The following is a 19,760-nucleotide window of genomic DNA, read 5'->3' as shown; positions in this document are numbered from 1 at the left end:
CAATGAGGAAACAGGGTGGGGGTCACAGGGTATCTGTTCATCGCCCGGCGACGCAGAGGAGGTCAGGTGTCGACACCGGTGAAGGCACCGGCAGGTCAGCAGCCCGCGGAGTCAGCGGGCCGCCGAGCGATCTGGTTGTCCATCGCAGCGCTGGCCATGACGTTCATGTTGCCGCTGGCCGGCCTGGTCATGGCGGTGTTCGCGCTGGTGGCCGGGATCCGGGCGCTACCCCTGCTGAAGGGCGCGGGCAGGCCGACGGGCATGGCGGTGGGCGGCATCACCGTCTCCTCGCTGGCGCTGCTCCTGTCGGCCGGGGCCACGGTGATGCAGCTCTACCTCATGGACGAATACTCCGCCTACCAGGAGTGCATGAAGGGCGCCGGCACGGTGGCCTCGCAGGGCGAGTGCTTCACCCAGTTCAGGGACGCCGCGCAGCGCAAGCTCCCGCCCGACGTCCTGGAGCTCCTCGGCGCCATGCAGCCGTGACCGGCTTCTAGCCGCATCCCCGACGTTCGGGCTTCAGTCGCGGTCCCAGGCGTACGGGTCGACGTAGATGACGTGACCGCCGCGGTCATCCGACTCGTCCACGATGTCCTTGCGCGGCGGCCGGGCGGCCGGAGCCGGCTCCACCAGGCGCGGCCGGGCCTGGGCCTGCGTTTCCGCCTCGGCCGACGCGTGCTCGTCCTGCCAGTCGTCCCTGATGACCGGGATCTCCTGCGTGTCGGCCTCGGTGGCGTCCATCCAGTGGCCGGGCAGCGGGCGCGGGTCCGACTCGGCCAGCCCCACCTTGCTGGCCGCCTTGGCCAGCGCGGCACCGGCCTTGCGCACGGGAGCGGCCGCCTTGTCGAGCGGCACCCTGGCCCGCTTGTTGAGCAGCAGCAGGTTGGTGACGCCGGCCGAGATGCCCGCGGCCACGCCGACCTCCAGCGCCACCGACAGCGCGACCTCCCACGGCGAGGGCCCGACCGTGGCCAGCCGCCCGCCGCCCATGGGCCCGCCGGACAGCGCCGCCAGCACCCCCGCCCCCAGCCCCGTGGTGACCCCGGTGAGGAACCCCCACAGCGGCGCCGCCTCGTACGACGGCGACGGCGAGATGCGGGCCACCATCACGCCCGCCACGGCCCCGGCCGCGAACGGGATCGCGACCACCGCCATCATCCACGCCGGCACCGGCCCGCTCTCCGGCAGCGCCCCCAGCAGCGGCAGGCTCGGCACGGTGCCGAGCTGCACGCCCGTGGGCGCCACCAGCGTGTCGGCCCCGATGGCGAACCCCGGCCCGGCGATGTAGGAGAACGCCCACACCACGGCGTTCAGCAGGTAGAGAAGCTGGAGCAACGCCAGCAGCACGCCGCCCACGAACCCGGGCGACAGCACCTCCGACAGCCCCCGCACCTGGTCGAAGTTGAGCACGAAGGCCAGCAGCACCAGCCCGAACCCGGCCACGAGCAGCAACGCCGTGGCCACCGCCGTGCCGACCGTCAGCGCGCGCACCCGCTCGGGCAGCAGCCGCAGCATCACCCGCCACGGCCCGATCATGCGCGCCGTGGCGAGCGAGCCCGCCAGGAACGCCAGCACGAAGTGGCTGAGCAGCGCCTCCCCGATGAAGGGCTGCGTGATCTCGTTGCTCGCCACGAGCGCGATCAGGCCCGCGAGCAGCGCGTACGGGGCCGCCAGCGACACCCCCGCCTGCACCACCAGCACAAGCTGGGCCCGCCGACGGGCACCGGCCTGCTCCTTCGGGCTGTTCTTCGGCAACCGGGCGGGCAGGCGCAACCGCAGGTCGGCGTCGCGGGCCATCCACCGGCCCGCGCGGTAGAGAAGCACGGCGGGCAGGATCATCAGCCCGAGCGGCAGCAGCCCGACCCGCCCGCCGGGAATGGCGAACCCGGCGTGGTGGGCGGCCAGCCACAGCTGCGCCGCCGTACGGAACACGCCCGGCAGCCCCGCGCCCAGCGTGCCGCGCGGCGCGGCGATCCACCCGACGAGGGTGAGCGTGGTGAGCGCGGCCAGACCGACGCCGAGGGTGAAGACGGCAGCGAGCATCCCCGACACCGGCAGGGGGCGCCTGGTGTCGTCGTCATCGCCGGAGAGCTTGCCAAGCATCGACCGGGGGCCTGTACGCAACTGGTCGAGGATCGCCGTCACACGGCGATTTTCTCAATCTTTCCCAACCAAAGCTTGGTTGACGCGCCGGGATCGACCCCTTTCTGATCCCACCGTGCCCGCTTCACGATGCGTCGTCACGGCGGCGCGCCACTGACCGGGTCAGAAAGCGTCTCCCTGGACAGGGGCCGGCCCACGACGGCGGGTGGGGCAAGCCCGCGAAGCCGTAAAGACGCCGGAAAACGCGAAGACCCCGCGCGGCCAGGAGCCGGGCAGGGTCTTCACCAGAGCTGAAGGTCAGCGACCTGCGCGGTCAGGAGCCGAGCGGAGTCTTCACCTGAAGGCCCGACGGGCCCTCACCAAGAGCGGGTCAGCGCGCCTGCATGATCTCGCGCATGAGGCGGGCCGTCTCGGAGGGGGTCTTGCCGACGCGGACGCCGACCTTCTCCAGGGCCTCCTTCTTGGCCTGGGCGGTGCCGGCCGAGCCGGACACGATCGCGCCCGCGTGGCCCATCGTCTTGCCCTCGGGGGCGGTGAAGCCCGCCACGTAGGCGACGACCGGCTTGCTGACGTGCTGCTCGATGTAGGCCGCGGCCCGCTCCTCGGCGTCGCCGCCGATCTCGCCGATCATGACGATCGCGTCGGTGCCCGGATCCTCCTGGAACGCCTGGAGCGCGTCGATGTGCGTGGTGCCGATGACCGGGTCGCCGCCGATGCCCACGGCCGTGGAGAAGCCGAAGTCGCGCAGCTCGTACATGAGCTGGTAGGTGAGCGTGCCGGACTTGGAGACCAGGCCGATGCGGCCGGCGGTGGTGATGTCGGCGGGGATGATGCCGGCGTTGGAGGCGCCGGGCGAGGCGATGCCGGGGCAGTTGGGGCCGATGATGCGGGTCTTGTTGCCCTTCTCGACCGCGTACGCCCAGAACTCGGTGGAGTCGTGGACGGGCACGCCCTCGGTGATCACGACACAGAGCGGGATCTCGGCGTCGATGGCCTCCTTGACCGCGTCCTTGGTGAACTTCGGCGGCACGAACACGACGGACACGTCGGCGCCGGTGGCCTCCATGGCCTCCTTGACCGTGCCGAACACGGGCAGGCCCTCGTGCGTGGTGCCGGCCTTGCGGGCGTTCACGCCGCCGACGACCTTGGCGCCGGAGGCGAGCATGCGGCGGGTGTGCTTGGTGCCCTCACCACCGGTCATGCCCTGAACGATGATCTTGCTGTTCTCAGTCAACCAGATGGCCATGGGTCACGCACCTACCGCAGCGAGCTCGGCGGCACGCTTGGCCGCTTCGTCCATCGTGTCTACCAGCTCGACGCGCGGGAGCGCGGCGTCGGCCAGGATCTGCCGCCCGAGCTGGGCGTTGTTGCCGTCGAGGCGGACCACCAGCGGGTGGGTCACGGCCTCGCCGCGGCTCTCCAGCAGCTTGAACGCCGAGACGATGCCGTTGGCGACGGCGTCGCAGGCGGTGATGCCGCCGAAGACGTTCACGAAGATCGACTTGACGCTCGGGTCGGAGAGGATGATCTCCAGGCCCGCGGCCATGACCTCGGCCGAGGCGCCGCCGCCGATGTCGAGGAAGTTGGCGGGCGACGGCTTGCCGGGGAAGGCCTCGCCGGCGTAGGCGACCACGTCGAGGGTGGACATGACCAGGCCCGCGCCGTTGCCGATGATGCCGACGTTGCCGTCGAGCTTGACGTAGTTGAGGTCCTTCTCCTTGGCCTTGGCCTCGAGCGGGTCTTCGGCCGCCTTGTCGGCCAGCGCCTCGTGGTCGGTCTGGCGGAAGCCGGCGTTGTCGTCGAGCGTGACCTTGCCGTCGAGGGCCTTCACCTGGCCGTCGGCGGACAGGATCATCGGGTTGACCTCGACGAGCGTGGCGTCCTCGTCGACGAAGCAGCACCAGAGCTTCTCGATGAGCTCGGCGGCGCCGTCGAGCGCCTTCTCCGGCAGGCCGCCGGCCACCGCGATCTCGCGGGCCTTGGCGCGGTCGATGCCCGTCAGCGCCGAGACCGGCACCTTGGCGACCTTCTCCGGCGAGGTGTGGGCGACCTCTTCGATGTCCATGCCGCCGGAGGCGGAGCAGATGGCGAGGAACGTGCGGTTGGCGCGGTCGAGCAGGAAGGAGAAGTAGTACTCCTCCGCGATCGCGCTGGCCTCTTCGACGAGGACCTTGTGGACCGTGTGGCCCTTGATGTCCATGCCGAGGATGGCCTCGGCCTTGGCCACGGCGTCGGCGGCGTCGTCGGCCACCTTCACGCCGCCGGCCTTGCCCCGGCCACCGGTCTTGACCTGGGCCTTGACGACAACGCGGCCGGTCAGCTCCTCAGCGGCCGACCGGACCTCCTCCACAGTGTGGGCGACGATGCCGCGCGGCACAGGGATGCCGTAGTCAGCGAAGAGCTCCTTCGCCTGATGTTCGAACAGGTCCACGAGGGTCCGTCCTTGCTTATCCGACTGATGTTCGACGCCCCGGGCAACCCGTGCGTGCCGGGCGTTTCCGCCAGTGAAGCCTAGCCCGAAGCTTGACCTGCCCAGGTCACCGGGTCGTGGTTCTTCCGGTATGTGACGGTGATCTCACTTCCTCGGGGACGACATCTGCACAGAAATTGCATGAATTAGTCGCCGTAAGACCCAGCGCTCGATATAGGGTCGTGATCTTCCAATGGCAGGCTTGCCCCCCGCTCCTCTTGGTAATGCTGAAGGAAACCCGAATGAAGCGAATTCTCGCGGGCTTGACGCTGGCGTCGTCCGCCGCGCTCATGGCCGCCACGCCGGCGCAGGCCTCGCCCGTGAATCCGGTCAAGGCACTGAAGAAGCAGTACGTGGCCGGTCACGGAGTGCGAATCTCGGAGACGTCCCGTGCGGCGACGAACGGGAAGACCGTGCAGGCCATGACGACGACGGGCAGCCTGGAGTTCGGGAAGTCGGGGGTCGTCGCCACCGACCTGCGTACCAAGGAAAAGGGCGGGCTGGCCGGGATCTCACCGACCCGGATGATCACCGTGGGCAAGTACGCCTATGCCCAGGGTGGCATTTACAGCGAAGGATTGCCCGAAGGCAAGACGTGGGTGCGTTACCCGAACGATCCGACCATGCGCACCAGCAACCAACCGCTCGACGTCTTCAATTCCAAGCTGCTCAAGACGCTCGTCGCCAAGGCGAAGAGCGTCAAGGGCGGCACGTACCGGGGCGTGCTCACGTTCGGCGAGCTCGGCAAGGTCTACGGCGAGAAGATCGACAAGCGCATGGGCAAGATCAAGATCAACTACGCCCTCGGCGTGAACTCCAAGGGCTTGATCACCGGGATCCGCAGCGACTACGTCATGGACTTCGGCGTCCTCGGCAAGACCTCCGCCACCGTGAACACCCGATACACGGGTTGGGGCGCCAAGATCACGGTCAAGGCCCCGCCATCCGACACGGTGGTCGACTACAGCGAGCTCGGGACGGACACGGACGTGCCCCAGGAGATCCCGAACGGCTCGCTGAACTCGCTCGGCAGGGTCCAGTAGCTCACGGCGTCCTCTAGCGATCGGCGTCCGAAAGCTCTCGACCTCCGCCGAGCCGTTCGACCGGGACCGGCTCTCCCGGCCCCGGCCGTCATTTCCCCCTCAACACATCAAGGACATCCGCATGAAGCGAATCCTGACGGGCGTGGCGTTAGCCACGACCGCCGCACTGGTGACCGCCACCCCCGCGCTGGCCGCAGCGCCCAAGGACCCCGTGGTCGCCGTCAAGAAGCAGCTCGTCCCCGGCAAGGGCGTGAAGTTCACCGAGCGCACCACCGTGAGCGAGGGCGACACCCGCGAGGTGTTCGTCCGCCGCACCGGCACGCTCCAGTTCGGCAAGTCGGGCATCGCGGCCTCCGACATCACCGGCAAGCTCAACATCACGGCCAGCGACCTCGAAGGTCTCGACGAGAGCGGCGAGAACGCCGAGCTCGCCAGCCTCATCAAGGCCATGGCCCAGCCGGAGCGCACCATCCGCATCGGCACCACGTCGTACATCTCCGGCAACGTCTGGGCGACGATGATGCCGGAGGGCAAGACCTGGTTCAAGGCGGCGAAGGGCCCGACCGGCGGCCTGCTCGGCACGTTCGGCCAGCCCCTCAACCTGGCCGAGCCCGCCACGGTCAAGACCCTGCTCAAGGGCGCCAAGACCACCGGCAGCGGCTACACCGGCAAGACGCTCATCCGCGACCTGTGGAAGGCGTCCCCCTGGCTGCGCGCCACCTGGACCTCCAAGCCCTCCGCCAAGGCGATGAAGACCCCCATCAGCTGGCGCATCACCGTCAACGGGGCCGGCCTGCCCACGCGGCTCGTCACCACGTTCCCGATGGCCGTGCTCGGGACCGGCGGCAAGGGCAGCGTGAGCGTCGACACCAGCTACACCGGCTGGGGCTCCGCCGTGTCGATCAAGGCGCCGCCCGCCGACGAGGTCACCTCCGCGTTCAAGGACGGCGAGGACGACATCTCCGAGGCCCTGGACCTGCCGCTCGGCAGCATCGCGGGCTGACCTGACCACCGAGTCCCCTTCCGCCTCCCAGGCGGAAGGGGACTCCTTCTTCGTCGAGGACGTTTCCATGAAGAAGGCACTGGCGGTGGCGGCGGCCGCCGCGACCCTCCTCAGCACCGCCCCCGCCCAGGCGGCCACCCCCGATCCGGTACGGGCGGTGCGACAGCAGTTCGTGGCCGGGCACGGGGTGAAGTTCTCCGAAGCGCTCATCGTGGAACGCAAGGGCGACAAGCAGAAGCTCGTTTCGATCAGCGGCACGTACGCGTTCGGCCCGTCCGGCGTCGTCGCCTCCGAGGGGACCCTCTCGGAGCGCCTGACCGAGGACAAGACAACCCTGCACTTCCGCACCGTGGGGCGGCGCCTCTACTTCAAAGGCGACGACCTGCCCGAAGGCAAGACGTGGATGCGCGTGGACAGCGACGCGTTCAAGACCCCCCTCGCGGTGCAGCCCGTCGACATCCTGCGGCTCCCCCAGCTCAAGGGCCTGCTCTCGCACACCACGTCCGTACGGAACGGCGCCTACAGGGGCAGCGTGACCGCGAAGCAGGCCCGCAAGCTCGGCGGCGACCGCGCGCCCGCCGGCTACGACTTCCGGCTCAGCACCGGCTCCAGCGGCCTGCCCACGAACCTCCGCACCCAGGAGATAACCGACAGGACGACCGTGAGCGTGTACGACGACACCAGGTACAGCGACTGGGGGCACGAGGTCACGATCACGGATCCGCCCGACCACGAAGTGATCGACATGGCCGACATCGTGGACTCCACGTTCGGCGAGACCCTTGAGGAGATCCTGGAGCTCGCCGACAGCGCGGTGGCCGCCGGCCGCCGGTAGATCCCTCACGACGCCGCGCCCCGGCGATCCTCCCGCGCCGGCGCTCTTCAGGTCCTCTGGCGCGCTTCGGGTCCTCCGGCGCGATTCAGGTCCTCGGCGTGCTTCAGGTCCTTCGCACGCCGATGTCCTCGGCTGGGGCGTCACCTGCTTCGGGACGCCCCGCCATCCACCCCGGCGTCACGAACCACCGTGGGTCGTGCCACGTCAGGAGCCCCCGCCGCTCCATGCCCCGTCAGGGACGCCGACGGGCGCACCACGTCAGACGGCACCGTCAGGTCGTGTCAGGAGGCGCGCCAACCCGGTCGTGTCAGGAGGCGCCGTCGGCCGGGTCGTGTCAGGAGGCGCCGTCGGCCGGCTCCAGTCTGGAGTCGCGGAGGGCCGCCCACTCCAGGGAGTGCCTGATGCCCTCCTCGATCGAGTAGCGGGCCTGCCAGCCCAGCAGGCGGTGGGCCAGGTCGCTGCGGGTGTAGGCGCCCGCCACGTCGCCCGGGCGGGCCGGGGCCTCGACGACCTCGATGGGGCGGTCGACGACGCGGTTGAACGCGTCGACCAGCTCGCGGACCGTCGTGCCCGCGCCCGTGCCGAGGTTGATCACGTCGGTGTCCAGCTCGTCGAAGCGCCGCAGCGCCGCCACGTGGGCGGTCGCCAGGTCCCAGACGTGGATGTAGTCGCGGATGCCGGTGCCGTCGCTCGTGGGCCAGTCGGTGCCGGTGATCCGGAACGGGACGCGCTCCTCGTACGCCTCGATCATCTTGCCCAGGGCGTGGCTGGGGCGGCGGAGCTGCAGGCCCGTGCGCATCTGGGGGTCGGCGCCGATCGGGTTGAAGTAACGCAAGGACAGGATCCGGATCGGCCGGCTCGCGGAGATGTCGGCGAACATGCCCTCGCAGACCGCCTTCGTCCGCGCGTACGGGCTCTGGGGGTCGAGCGGGGACTCCTCGGTCACCGTGTGGTCGGCGCCGGCCTGGTAGATCGACGCCGAGGAGCTGAAGATCATCCGGGTGCGGCCGTTGCGGATCAGGTGGTCGACGAACTCGAGGCTCTTGGTGACGTTCGCGCGGTAGTAGCCGATGGGGTCGGCCACGGAGTCGGGGACCACGATGAGGGCCGCACAGTGAACGACGGCCTCGATATCCGGATTTTCCGCAAATATCTTGTCAATCAGCGGCCCGTCGCTGATATCCCCCTCATAGAACAGCCGTCCCTCGGCGAACTCTCGCCGGCCCGTCACGAGGTTGTCCAGAATGACGGGGTCTATCCCGGCGTCGAGGCACGCCGAGGCGATCGTGCTGCCGATATAACCCGCTCCGCCAGTAATCAAAACGCGCATCTCTGCACCCTAGCCATCCGCGACCACAGGTGTTGACGACCTGTGGATAACTTCGACGGCCGCTCGTCGTACTGCCGCATCGAACCACTCCCCCTACGTGCGCCACCCGTCTGCGCGCGCCACCCGTGTCCGCGCGCCGCCCGTCTGCGCGCACTACCCATCTACGCGCGCCACCCGCCTGCACGCACCACCCGTCCATGCACACCGCCCACCCGAGCGCGCCAACTTCACTCCCCGCCGCACGAACGGGCTCGCCCGCGCAACCGCGCACCGACCGGAACCTACGCCGATCGATCATCCGCGCCGCCTGCCTCACAGGCACCAGGCGAGATCCCGTAGCGCGCGCCCTATGGCTTAGTTGGGCTTTGCGTGCGACATTTCGAGCTATGGGCAGGGACGTGCCGGTAGTCGTGTTCAGCAGAGAAGACCGCCGTAAATATCGTGAAAAAGTGCATCGCTGCCTCGACGTCTTCGCCCAGATGCTGCGCGAATCCCGCTTCGAGTTCGAGCGGCCGCTCGCGGGGCTGGAGATCGAGCTCAACATCGTGGACTCGTACGGCGAGGCGGCCATGCGCAACGCCCAGGTGCTCGCCGCGATCGCGCAGCCGGACTGGGCCACGGAGCTGGGCCAGTTCAACATCGAGATCAACATCGAGCCCCAGGACCTGGCGGGCGACGGCGCGCTGCGCCTGGAGCACGACGTGCGGGCCAGGCTGAACCACGCGGACGAGCGCGCCCGCTCGGAGGGCGGCCACCTGGTGCTGATCGGCATCCTGCCGACGCTGCGCGAGCGGGACATCACCGAGGGTACGCTCTCCGCGAACCCGCGCTACCGGCTCCTCAACGAGCAGATCTTCGCGGCCAGGGGCGAGGACCTGCACCTGGCCATCGAGGGTGTCGAACGCCTCGACACGCATGCCGACAGCGTCGCCCCCGAGGCGGCGTGCACGAGCGTACAGCTGCATCTGCAGGTCAGCCCCGAGACGTTCGCCGCACATTGGAACGCGGCCCAGGCCATCGCGGGCGCGCAGGTGGCGGTGGCGGCCAATTCGCCGTACCTGTTCGGCAAGGAGCTGCACAGGGAGACCAGGATCGCGCTGTTCGAGCAGGCCACGGACACGCGGCCGGCGGAGTTGAAGACGCAGGGCGTGCGGCCTCGGGTGTGGTTCGGGGAGCGGTGGATCACGAGCGTTTTCGACCTGTTCGAGGAGAACGTCAGCTACTACCCGGCACTGCTGCCCCTCTGCGACGACGAGGATCCGCGCGCCGAGCTCGAACGCGGCCGCGTCCCCCATCTGCACGAGCTGACCCTGCACAACGGCACCATCTACCGCTGGAACCGGCCCGTCTACGCGGTCGTGGACGGGGTGCCGCACCTGCGCGTGGAGAACCGGGTGCTGCCCGCCGGCCCCTCGGTCGCCGACATCGCGGCCAACGCCGCGTTCTACTACGGGTTGATGCGCGTGCTGCCGTACGACGAGAGGCCGATCTGGAGCCAGATGTCGTTCAAGGCGGCCGAGGACAACCTGGCGGCGGCGGCCCGGCACGGGCTGGACGCGCGCCTGTACTGGCCGGGGCTGGGCGAGGTGCCGGCGGCCGAGCTGATCCTGCGGCGGCTGCTGCCCATGGCGCGCGACGGGCTGGCCAAGTGGGGCGTGCACGGCCACGTCGCGGACCGGCTGCTGTCGGTCATCGAGGGCCGCTGCCTGACCGGCCGCACGGGCGCGAGCTGGCAGGTGGAGCGGGTACGGGCGCAGGCGGGCTCCGGTGATCGGCACGAGGCGCTCCGGGGCATGACGCTGGAGTACATCGAGCGCATGCACACCAACGAACCCGTCCACACCTGGGACGTCTGAAGCCCGCGAACCTCTGCGGAGGCGTACACCGTGACCCGTGCCCTTCCCCCGATCACCCGGCTGCTCGCCGGCCTGCTCGCCGTCGCCCTGGTGTCCGCCTGCGGAATCGTCCGGGCGCCGTCCATGGACCGGCGCGGAGCCGACTCGTTCGAGGACGACGTCGTCACGGCGCGCACGCTGACCGAGCAGTTCTGGAGCCGGCAGTTCCAGCAGCTCGGCCGCACGTACCGGCCGATCAGCGACTTCATCCCCTACTCCGGGAGCGCCGGCCCGAGCTGCGGCGACGAGCCCGCCGTCCCGAACAACGCCTTCTACTGCCCGCTCGGCCACTTCATCGCGTTCGACCAGGGGTGGATGGAGGGGCTGTGGAGCGACATGGGCGACGGATCCGTCTATGTCATCATCCCGCACGAGCTGGGGCACGCCGTCCAGGCACAGCTCCGCACCGGCTTCACACTGAACGTCCAGATGGAGCTCCAGGCCGACTGCTACGCGGGCGGCACCCTGTCCGCGCTCGTCGACTCGGGCGCGCTGACGACAGAGCCAGGGGACGAGAACGAGCTGATCAGAAGCCTCGCGGCAGCCGGCGACCCCACCGACGACTGGCTCAACCCGGCCGCCCACGGAACGGCCGAGCAACGGCAGGCGTCGTTCGCGCGCGGATACCAGGACGGGGTGGGCGCGTGCTGAGGTCGTACCTGGCCCGCCTCCCTCGAACCCAGGGTCGTATCGACAGGTCAACCCAGAGGATGATGTCTTCGATCATGACCTCGCTCTACCGTTGACCCATGCCACCGGAGGAGATCAGCTGGCTGCGCAGGGGCGCATGCAGATCCAGCGACCCCGACCTCTTCTTCCCCCTCGCCCCCACGCCGTTGCAGGAGGCCCGCGCCAAGGCGGTCTGCGCGACCTGCCAGGTGCTGGAGGAGTGCCGCTCCTACGCCTTACGAGCCGGCGAGTCGGAAGGCATCTGGGGCGGCCTCACCCCCGACGAACGCCGCCGCACCCGCTTCCCCGAGGGCTGGCGCCGCCCCGCCGCCTCCTGACCCCCACCCCACCCCTACACCCGACCTTTCGAAGGGCTCAGCGCGTCGGCTACTTGGCGGGCTCGCGGACTCAACGCACTCGCCGGTGGGCAGCCCTGCCTGCGGTCTCAGAGGCGGGCAGCCTCGCAGGCGGGCAGCCTCGCAGGCGGGCAGCCTCGCAGGCGGGCAGCCTCGCAGGCGGGCAGCCTCGCAAGCGGACGGCCTCGCCGATGGGCTGCCTCGCGTGTGGTCCTCTCAGGACGGGCTTGGCTGCTTGAGGGGTGGGGGCGAGTGAAGGGAGGAAAGCACGCGAGCGCCGCTTCCCGAGGCGGGGGCGGCGCCCATCGTGGTGATCAACGGGATGGGGCCATAGGGGCGAGGCCGAGATCGGTGAGTATGGCTGCGCCTTGCTCGGCGTGGTCCGTGCCCGCTAGCACCAGGGTGCGGGCCGACTGGTAGCGGCAGCCGGCGGTCTCGAAGGCGGCTGCCGTGGCGAGCAGAGACTGCTGGTCGCCGTCGAGGAGGGCGGCGGCTCGGTCCACGATGGCGCCGGCTACCGGGTTGCCGGCGACGATCTTGCGGGTCTCCGTCACGTAGTCCCGAGCGGCGGGGCTGCCGGCGAGGACGGCTGCTTCCGTGCGCAGGGCGACGTACCAGTGGTGCCAGATCCAGGTGACCCACTTCCACACCTGGGCGGGCTCGGGAGCCATCCGTTCCAGGGCCTCCGCCGGGCGGCCGCGGTGCAGCAGGAGGATCGCGTCGAAGATCGGGCCGTAGCCGTAGGTGTGCGCTGGGAGGGGGCCCAGCCGTTCCAGTGCGCCCTGCCATTCGCGCTGGGCGTCATGGTCGTCCCGCAGGCCGTGGACCATCGCCACGGCGGCCATCGCCCGGCCGAGGTACGACTGGGCGGGGCTGCCTGCCCGTTGCCACGCGTCCAGGAACCGGACGCTGTTCGCGAGCACCTCGTCCACGTTGCCCGCCAGCGCGTCGGTGACCAGCAGCCAGTTCGTGGCGCGGTGACCGACCTCGGCGAGCAGCGGGTGCTCGGCGAGCCGGCGTGCCCACCGGCGGGCGGCGGGAAGGTCGCCCGTGCCCAGGCTGGCCTCGGCGGCCTCACCGAGCGCCTCGATCAGCTCGTGGGCGGCGGCCGGCGTCTCAGGGGCGGACGTCAGCAGCGTGATCCGGCGCTGGGTCGTGGCGGCGGCGGCATACGTGTCACCCGCCCAGCTCAGGGCTCCGGTCAGCACGTCGAGTGCGGTCGATTCGGCGAGGGGGTCGCGGGTGCGGTGGGTCAGCTCCACTGCCCGCTCTGCCCGCGCGATCGTCTCCGGCACGGAGCTGTCCGATTCCTCCGGCGCGGACTGAGCGGACTGAGCGGGCTGAGCGGGCTGGGCAGATCCGGCGGGCCGGGCGAACTCAACGGGCTCGGCAGGCTCGCCGGGCTCGGCAGGCCGGGCGAACTCGGCGGGCTCGGCGGGCTCCGTAGGCTCGGCGGGTCGGTCGGGGTCGGCGGACTCGGCTGGTTGCACGGAACCGCCCGGCTGGACGGGCTCGGCGGACTCCGTGGGCGGTGTGGGGGCGTTCGGGTCCGTCGGTGGGGAGGCGGGTGGGTTCTGGGGTGCGGGGGCGTTCAGTTCGGGATTGGTGGTCCTCGCGGCGGCACGTGGCTGCTGTCCGCCCCTTACCGCCGCGTCAAGGGTCCAGCCGGCTTCGGCTGTGGCGACGGCGGCCTGGGCGGCGGGGTCGGTGCCGGCCAGGGTTCGGGCCTCGTCGATCAGAGCGAGGACTTCCGAAGGGGCCGGAAGCTGCACGAATGTGGTTGCGAAGCGGAATGTGGCGGTGGCGGCGATCGCGAGGTCGGTGGCGGCGCCGGCCGGGTCGCCGGCGGTACGGGCGGCGTCGGCGGCGGCGCGGCGCAGGCGGAAGAGGTCGTCGCCGCGCATGCGGCAGCCGGCCACGACGGCGGCGTGCCGGAGTGAGAGAGCGGCCGAGCCGGGGTTCTCGGCGAGGGCGGCCGCTTGTTCGTGGCGGCGCTGGGATTCGCCGATCAGGTTGCGGGTGAAGGTGAGCTCGGCCAGGCTGCGGGCGAGCTCGTACGCTTCCCCGCGGCGTTCCGGCTGGTCGGCGGCCCAGGCGAGGGCGGCGCGGAGGTCGTCGGCGACCTGGTCGAAGCGGGGCCGCCAGTCCTCCCCCACGACGGCGAGCGCCGCGGCCCTACGCAGGCACCAGCGGAGGTGGCGGGAGCGGAGGTCGGCCAGCTCGCCGGCCTCCGTCAGACGTTCGGTTCCGTACTGGCGGATGGTCTCCAGGGCGCGGTACTCCGTGCCGGCGGTGGACGCGGACACGACCAGGAGGCTCTGCTCGGCGAGCCGGGCCAGGCCGTCGATGACGAGGCCCTCGTCGTCCCCGGTGACCTCGGCCGCCGCGGCGGCGGTGAACGGGGCGGCGAACACCGACACCCGGCGAAGCAGCGCCTGGTCGGCGGGGTCCAGCAGGGCGTGGCTCCAGTCCAGCGCGGCCCGCACGGAGCGGTGCCGCTGGTCGGCGCGGGAGCCGCCGGTGAGCATGCGCAGGGGGTGCGACAGGGCGGCGGTGATGCCGTCCAGGCCCAGCGTGGAGTAGCGGGCGGCGGCCAGCTCGATGGCCAGCGCCATGCCGTCGAGGCGTTCGCAGATCGCGGCGATCTGGTCGCGCAGCGCGGGGTCCACCGGCCGGCCGACCGCGGCCGCCCGTTCCATGAACAGCGTGACGGCGTCCGACCCGCCGTCGGCGGGCAGCGACAGCGGCGGCACGGCGTACACCCGCTCGAACGGCACCATCAGCCGGGCCCGGCTGGTGGCCAGCACGGTCACGCGGGGGCAGGCCGCCAGCAGCCGTTCCAGGAACAGCGCCACCCCGTCGGCGACCTGCTCGCAGTTGTCCAGCACCAGCAGGGCGTGCCGGTCGGCCAGGGCGGCGACCACGGAGTCGGTCATGTCGCGGCCGGGCTGCTCGCCGAGGCCGAGCGCCCCCGCGACCGCGGTGGCGGCCATACCCGGGTCGGTGACCGGGACGAGGTCCACGAACCACACCCCGTCGGGGTAGTCGCCGGCCGCCTGCGCGGCCACGGCCAGCGCGAGCCGGGTCTTGCCGACCCCTCCGGGGCCGGCCGCGGTCACCTGGCGGTGCGTGCGCAACATCTCGGCCAGCTCGGCCCGCTCGCTCGCCCTGCCGATGAACGAGGTCAGCAGCGACGGCAGCACCGGCGCCGGATGGGAGGGGGCGGCACCGGCGGCGGGCTCGGGTGCCCGCTGGGCGAGCGCCCGGCGGTCGGGGACGTCCAGCTTGCGCAGGAGGGAGGAGACGTGGCTCTCCACCGTGCGCACCGAGATGCAGAGCCGGGCGCCGATCTCGGCGTTGCTCAGGTGAGCGCCGACCAGTTTCAGTACTTCGGCTTCACGGGGCGAGATGTCCACTGCTGCCAACACTGTCCCAGTTTGCCCTATCGCCTGCGTAGCACCCATCCGGGACGGCCACCGTGCGGGGTCCGTGGTGGCGATCCGTGGAGCGAATCCGTGGCCGCCACGGATGTGCGCCCCCATCGCCGGACGCGAAGCTGTGAGCACCTACCCGGCGGGTTCACGAACCCCACGAACCCCACGACGAACAGGAGCGACCATGACCGGCTCTTCCACGCAGGGCATCAAGACCGTGCTGCACCCCGTGTCCGACCTGGCCAGGTCCAAGGCGGTGTACGCGGCCCTGCTCGGCGTCGCGCCGCAGGTCGACACGGCCTACTACGTCGGCTTCGAGACCGAGGGCCAGCACATCGGGCTGGTGCCGGACGGCGGGCCGCAGGGCATGACCTCCCCGGTGGCGTACTGGCACGTGCACGACATCGAGGCGACGCTCGCCGAGGTGACCGCCGCGGGCGGCACCGTGAAGGAGGCCGTGCACGAGGTCGGCGCCGGCCGCGTGGTGGCCACGGTCGTGGACCCCGACGGCAACGTCCTCGGCCTCCTCCAGGACCGCTGACCACTCAGCCGATGCCACAAGGGCCGCTGAGCCCCCGCTGATCGACCTGCCGGCTTCGTTCGTTCTCTCCCCCTAAGGAATCGTCATGACCGCCTTCGCGTCCGTCACCATCGAAGTCTCCGACCTCACCGCCGCCCAGGCCTTCTACCAGGCCGTCGGTCTGGCCCCCTACGTGAACGTCCGTGTCTCCGACGAGCCGACGACCGGTTTCCGTGGTTTCGCCCTGTCCCTCGTGGCGTCCCAACCGGGCGACGTCGACGCGCTGATGACCGCCGCTCTCGACGCCGGCGCCACCACGCTGAAGCCGGCCACGAAGAGCTTCTGGGGTTACGGCGGCATCTTCCGCGCCCCGGACGGCACGATCTGCAAGGTCGCCAGCTCCAGCAAGAAGGACTCGAGCCCCGCCGCCCGGCGCATCGACCAGGTCGCGCTCCTGCTGGGCGTGGCGGACGTCAAGGCGAGCAAGCGCTTCTACGTCGAGCACGGCCTGGCCGTGGGCAAGAGCTTCGGCGGCAAGTACGTCGAGTTCGACACCCCGTCCTCGGACGTCAAGCTCGCGCTCTACCCGCGCCGGGCCCTGGCCAAGGACACCGGCCTCCCGCAGGAGGGCAGCGGGTCGCACCGGATCGTCCTCGGCGGCGACAGCGGGCCCTTCACGGACCTGGACGGGTTCGTCTGGGAGACCGTGTCCGCCTGAACCAGGCCCTTACATCCACCTTCGACCAAAAGGAGAAGACGACCATGAGCAGCGACACCTACCAGGGATTCACGGCCGAAGAGCGCGCCGCGATGAAGGAGCACGCCAAGGACCAGAAGAAGGCGGCGCGGCACGCCTCCGCCGCGGAGAAGGCGGCGGAGGCGGCCAGGGACGTGCTCGCGAAGATCGCGGAGATGCAGGGGTCCGATCGGGTGGCGGCCGAGCGCGTCCACGCCATCGTCCTCGCGAACGCGCCGTCCCTTGCGCCCAGGCTCTGGTACGGGATGCCCGCCTACGCGCTCGACGGGAAGATCGTCTGCCATTTCCAGCCCTCGACGAAGTTCAAGACGCGTTACGCGACCCTCGGGTTCAGCGACCAGGCACGCCTGGACGACGGGACGATGTGGCCGGCCGCCTTCGCCCTGACCGAGGTCACGCCCGAGGTGGAGGCGCGGATCGGCGAGCTGGTCAGGCGGGCGGTCAACTGAGCCCGCCCGGCGGCGGCGCCACGACCCCGTACCCGCGAGTAGGCGGGGGAAGGCGGCGGTGGGGAAATACCGGCCTTTCGGTGCAGCTCTGTGGAGGTACCGTGCAAAGCATCGCGTGGGCACAGCCCTCCCGCCTAGCGTCGCCAGGTATGCGAAGAGTGGACGTACTGGTCGTGGGTGCGGGCCTGACCGGGCTGCGTACGGCGGGCCTGCTCGCCCGCCGCGGGCTGGACGTGCTGGTGGTCGATCGGCGCAGGTCGCTGTCGGCGGGCATCCGCACCACGGGGATCTTCGTGCGGCGCACCCTCGACGACTTCGACCTGCCGGACCAGCTGCTCGGGCCGGGCATCCGCGACGTGCTGCTGTACCCGCCGTCGAGGCGGGCGCCGGTCCGGCTCACCAGTGACCGTGACGAGTATCGCGTGGCGGACATGGCGGGCGTCTACGAGCACGCGCGCCACGCGGCCGCGGCGGCGGGGGCCCAGGTCCTGCTCGGCGTCCGATACACCGCCACGACGCGATCGGCGGGGGGCGGGGCTGGAAGGCGTGTCGTGTGGTTGGCGGAGGCGGAGCCGGTGATGGCGCGGTTCGTCGTCGGGGCGGACGGGGCGCGATCCCGGGTGGCCTCCGATCTCGGTCTCGACGTCAACAGGCGCTTCCTCATCGGCGCGGAGATCGTCCACCCGATCGCCCCCGGGCGGGGCGTGCCGGCGTTCCACTGCGTGCTGGATCCCCGGATCGCCCCCGGGTACCTCGGGTGGGTGGTGGACGACGGGCGGCACGCGCACGTGGGGGTCGCCGGGTATCCGGAGGCGATGCGGAGCGGCGTCCGTCACCTGCTGGAGGTCTTCGCCGAGGACGCTCCCGGTCACGCCCCTCCGACGGGGCCGGTCGAGCGACGGGGAGGGCCGATCCCGGTGGGTGGGGTGCTGCGGCGGCTGGCGTGCCCGGCCGGGCTGCTGGTGGGGGACGCGGCGGGCGCGGTGTCACCGCTGACGGCCGGGGGGCTGGATCCGTGCCTGCGCATGTCGGAGCTGGCGGCGACGGTCACGGCCGAGTGGCTGCGTACGGGGGATGAGAGTGTTTTGCGGCAGTACGACGGGAATGCGCTGCGGGCGCGGTTCCGTGGCCGGTTGTTGTTGCGCCGCGCGTTCGCCGGGCTCCGCTCCCCCGCCGCCGTGGAGGCGGCGGTGGCCGGGTTGCGCGGGCGGGCCGGTCGGGGGCTGGCGGCCCGGGTGCTGTTCGGTGACGGCTCGTTCCCCGACGTCACGCTGAACCCCGCCCTCACGCCCGGCCGATAGCCCGGCCGATAGCCCGGTCGATAGCCCGGTCGACAACCCGGTCGACAACCCGGCCGATAGCCTGGCCGCCGACAGCCCGGCCGACAGCCCGCCCTCACACGGGGCTGATCGTGGCGGCGAGGGTGGCGCCGAGCTCCCAGCAGGCCGTCAGGTCGTCCTTGCGCACCGTGCCCGTCACCGTCACAGGCAGGTGGGCGCGCTCCCACCCGAGCCCCGTCGCGATCGACTCCACCGCCCGCACGGCCCCGCCCGTGTCGTTGTTGCCGTGCACGTAGAGCCCGTACGGCAGCCGCCGGGTCTCCTCCAGGCACGGGTAGTAGACGGTGTCGAAGAAGTGCTTGAGCGCCCCGCTCATGTACCCGATGTTGGCCGGCGTGCCGAGGATGACGGCGTCGCACTCCAGCACGTCCACGGCGGTGGCGCGCAGCGCGGCACGGGTGACGGTCTCGACGCCCTCGACCTCGTCGGTGGTCGCGCCGGAGCGTACCGCCTCGAAGAGCTCCTGGAGGGCGGGCGAGGTGGTGTGGTGCACGATGAGCAGGCGGCGGACGGCTGGCGGCACGGGGCGATCCTCTCATGTCCGCGCCGGTCGCCGCCGATCCCGTCGCGACGCCGGTCACCGCCCGATCCCGTGGCGACGTAGCCTGCAAGGGTGCTGCTGCGCTCGATCGCCGTCCTCACCGCCGCCAACATCATGAACAACAAGATCGCCCCGCGCCTGGGGCCGCTGACCTCCGCCGTCGCGACGGCGGCGCTGGTCGCGATGGCGCGCCGGGCCGGCGTGTCGTGGGAGGAGCTCGGGTTCGAGCACGGCCGGCGCGGCGCGGTCGCCGGGGGTGTGCTGGCGGCGGCGGTGGCCGCGGTCTACACGGGCGGCGTCGCGCTGCCGCGCACCAGGCCGCTCTTCCACGACGACCGGGCCCTGTCGCTCTCGCGCGCCCGCGTGCTGGAGGAGGCGCTGCTCCAGGTCCCGCTCGGCACGGTGCTGCTGGAGGAGGTGGGCTTTCGCGGGGCTCTGTACGGGATGCTGCGCCGCGAGCACGGCACGACCACGGCCACGGCGGTCTCGTCCGGCCTGTTCGGGTTGTGGCACATCCTGCCGGCCATCGACATGGCGCGGGCCAATCCCGCTCTCGGCGCGCTGACGGCGGGCGAGTCCCCCGGGCGCCTGGACACGGCCCGGGTGGTGGTGGGGAGCGTGGTGTCGACGGCGGCGGCCGGGGTGCTGTTCTGCGAGTTGCGGCGCCGTCGCGGCCTCCTGACCCCCGTCATGCTGCACCTGGCCACCAACTCCTTCGGCTACGCCTTCGCCCGCGTCGCGGCGAAGCTGCCGTCGGGCGCCGCGCGAAAGGGCCACCCTTCACCCGCGCACCCGAAATGAGTGATCCATCCTGCCCGGCCCGGAATCGGTAAGCGGTCGAGGGCCGTTCGGCCGGCGTGCGGTGCAGGATTTTCGCCCCCGGGCAGTGTTTTATCCCCTGACCTTTCGTCATGGCCACAACCTGCGGCTCCGCAGGCCGTAACGTCTCCGAGGCGACTCATTTCAAGGCCGCGCTCCTTGACGTGTGCGCCTCCCCCCAGAAAGCGCAATTCAC

18 protein-coding genes are annotated in these 19,760 nt (G+C 71.2%); 12 read left to right on the top strand and 6 right to left on the bottom strand.

The genetic code is table 11. The annotated features are described in order from the left end of the window. Positions 1 to 66: 66 nt before the first annotated feature. Positions 67 to 486, top strand: a complete 420-nt coding sequence (locus tag HCN51_RS28745) for a hypothetical protein (protein WP_346433831.1) — start codon at positions 67 to 69, stop codon at positions 484 to 486. Between the two features lie 33 nt (positions 487 to 519). Here HCN51_RS28745 and HCN51_RS28740 read toward each other — a convergent pair whose 3' ends face one another. From HCN51_RS28740 to sucC, 3 genes are all read right to left on the bottom strand, one after another. Further along, the gene (locus HCN51_RS28740; protein ID WP_168013422.1) at positions 520 to 2,145 is read right to left on the bottom strand and encodes a cell division protein PerM; all 1,626 of its coding nucleotides are present in this window, start codon (positions 2,143 to 2,145) and stop codon (positions 520 to 522) included. A gap of 328 nt (positions 2,146 to 2,473) precedes the next feature. Beyond that, positions 2,474 to 3,349, bottom strand: a complete 876-nt coding sequence (gene sucD, locus HCN51_RS28735; RefSeq protein ID WP_168013420.1) for a succinate--CoA ligase subunit alpha — start codon at positions 3,347 to 3,349, stop codon at positions 2,474 to 2,476. Between the two features lie 3 nt (positions 3,350 to 3,352). Then, entirely contained in the window at positions 3,353 to 4,534 is a 1,182-nt protein-coding gene (gene sucC, locus HCN51_RS28730; protein WP_080043076.1) for an ADP-forming succinate--CoA ligase subunit beta, read from the bottom strand. Between the two features lie 281 nt (positions 4,535 to 4,815). On the opposite strand from sucC, the gene HCN51_RS28725 reads away from it, so the two are divergent. The 3 genes from HCN51_RS28725 (at position 4,816) to HCN51_RS28715 (ending at position 7,454) form a co-directional block, all read left to right on the top strand. After that, positions 4,816 to 5,616, top strand: a complete 801-nt coding sequence (locus tag HCN51_RS28725; RefSeq protein WP_168013418.1) for a hypothetical protein — start codon at positions 4,816 to 4,818, stop codon at positions 5,614 to 5,616. Between the two features lie 121 nt (positions 5,617 to 5,737). Next, positions 5,738 to 6,619, top strand: a complete 882-nt coding sequence (locus tag HCN51_RS28720) for a hypothetical protein (RefSeq protein ID WP_168013416.1) — start codon at positions 5,738 to 5,740, stop codon at positions 6,617 to 6,619. A 67-nt stretch (positions 6,620 to 6,686) separates the two neighbouring features. Then, positions 6,687 to 7,454, top strand: a complete 768-nt coding sequence (locus HCN51_RS28715; RefSeq protein ID WP_168013414.1) for a hypothetical protein — start codon at positions 6,687 to 6,689, stop codon at positions 7,452 to 7,454. Positions 7,455 to 7,788: 334 nt separating this feature from the next. On the opposite strand, the gene galE is transcribed toward HCN51_RS28715, so the two are convergent. Then, positions 7,789 to 8,784 carry a UDP-glucose 4-epimerase GalE gene (galE, locus tag HCN51_RS28710; protein WP_168013412.1) on the bottom strand — a complete coding sequence of 332 codons (996 nt, stop codon included), beginning with the start codon at positions 8,782 to 8,784 and terminating at the stop codon, positions 7,789 to 7,791. A gap of 449 nt (positions 8,785 to 9,233) precedes the next feature. On the opposite strand from galE, the gene HCN51_RS28705 reads away from it, so the two are divergent. From HCN51_RS28705 to HCN51_RS28695, 3 genes are all read left to right on the top strand, one after another. Continuing rightward, positions 9,234 to 10,640: a glutamate-cysteine ligase family protein gene (locus HCN51_RS28705; RefSeq protein ID WP_346433830.1), complete on the top strand. Its 1,407-nt coding sequence runs from the start codon at positions 9,234 to 9,236 to the stop codon at positions 10,638 to 10,640. Positions 10,641 to 10,670: 30 nt separating this feature from the next. Beyond that, positions 10,671 to 11,330, top strand: a complete 660-nt coding sequence (locus HCN51_RS28700) for a neutral zinc metallopeptidase (RefSeq protein WP_168013407.1) — start codon at positions 10,671 to 10,673, stop codon at positions 11,328 to 11,330. Positions 11,331 to 11,428: 98 nt separating this feature from the next. Beyond that, a complete protein-coding gene (locus tag HCN51_RS28695) occupies positions 11,429 to 11,686 on the top strand; it encodes a WhiB family transcriptional regulator (RefSeq protein ID WP_080043083.1) in 258 nt (85 codons plus the stop codon). A 332-nt stretch (positions 11,687 to 12,018) separates the two neighbouring features. On the opposite strand, the gene HCN51_RS59840 is transcribed toward HCN51_RS28695, so the two are convergent. Beyond that, positions 12,019 to 15,132 (bottom strand): ATP-binding protein, encoded by a 3,114-nt coding sequence (locus HCN51_RS59840; protein ID WP_346433829.1) that lies wholly within the window; start codon positions 15,130 to 15,132, stop codon positions 12,019 to 12,021. Positions 15,133 to 15,322: 190 nt separating this feature from the next. Here HCN51_RS59840 and HCN51_RS28680 point away from each other — a divergent pair, with 190 nt between their 5' ends. The 4 genes from HCN51_RS28680 (at position 15,323) to HCN51_RS28665 (ending at position 18,165) form a co-directional block, all read left to right on the top strand. Beyond that, a complete protein-coding gene (locus HCN51_RS28680) occupies positions 15,323 to 15,679 on the top strand; it encodes a VOC family protein (RefSeq protein WP_168013405.1) in 357 nt (118 codons plus the stop codon). Positions 15,680 to 15,764: 85 nt separating this feature from the next. After that, on the top strand, positions 15,765 to 16,376 hold the full coding sequence (locus HCN51_RS28675; protein WP_168013403.1) for a VOC family protein: 612 nt from the start codon (positions 15,765 to 15,767) through the stop codon (positions 16,374 to 16,376). A 44-nt stretch (positions 16,377 to 16,420) separates the two neighbouring features. Continuing rightward, positions 16,421 to 16,864: an iron chaperone gene (locus HCN51_RS28670; protein ID WP_168013401.1), complete on the top strand. Its 444-nt coding sequence runs from the start codon at positions 16,421 to 16,423 to the stop codon at positions 16,862 to 16,864. 149 nt (positions 16,865 to 17,013) lie between these two features. Continuing rightward, positions 17,014 to 18,165: an NAD(P)/FAD-dependent oxidoreductase gene (locus tag HCN51_RS28665; protein ID WP_168013399.1), complete on the top strand. Its 1,152-nt coding sequence runs from the start codon at positions 17,014 to 17,016 to the stop codon at positions 18,163 to 18,165. A 94-nt stretch (positions 18,166 to 18,259) separates the two neighbouring features. On the opposite strand, the gene HCN51_RS28660 is transcribed toward HCN51_RS28665, so the two are convergent. Further along, entirely contained in the window at positions 18,260 to 18,727 is a 468-nt protein-coding gene (locus HCN51_RS28660) for a flavodoxin family protein (RefSeq protein WP_168013397.1), read from the bottom strand. Between the two features lie 90 nt (positions 18,728 to 18,817). On the opposite strand from HCN51_RS28660, the gene HCN51_RS28655 reads away from it, so the two are divergent. After that, on the top strand, positions 18,818 to 19,546 hold the full coding sequence (locus HCN51_RS28655; protein ID WP_168013395.1) for a CPBP family glutamic-type intramembrane protease: 729 nt from the start codon (positions 18,818 to 18,820) through the stop codon (positions 19,544 to 19,546). The last annotated feature ends 214 nt before the right edge of the window (positions 19,547 to 19,760 follow it).

The sequence above is a fragment of the Nonomuraea composti genome (assembly GCF_012034275.1).
Classification (GTDB): Bacteria; Actinomycetota; Actinomycetes; order Streptosporangiales; family Streptosporangiaceae; genus Nonomuraea; species Nonomuraea composti.
This window is presented reverse-complemented; position numbering and strand designations above follow the sequence as displayed.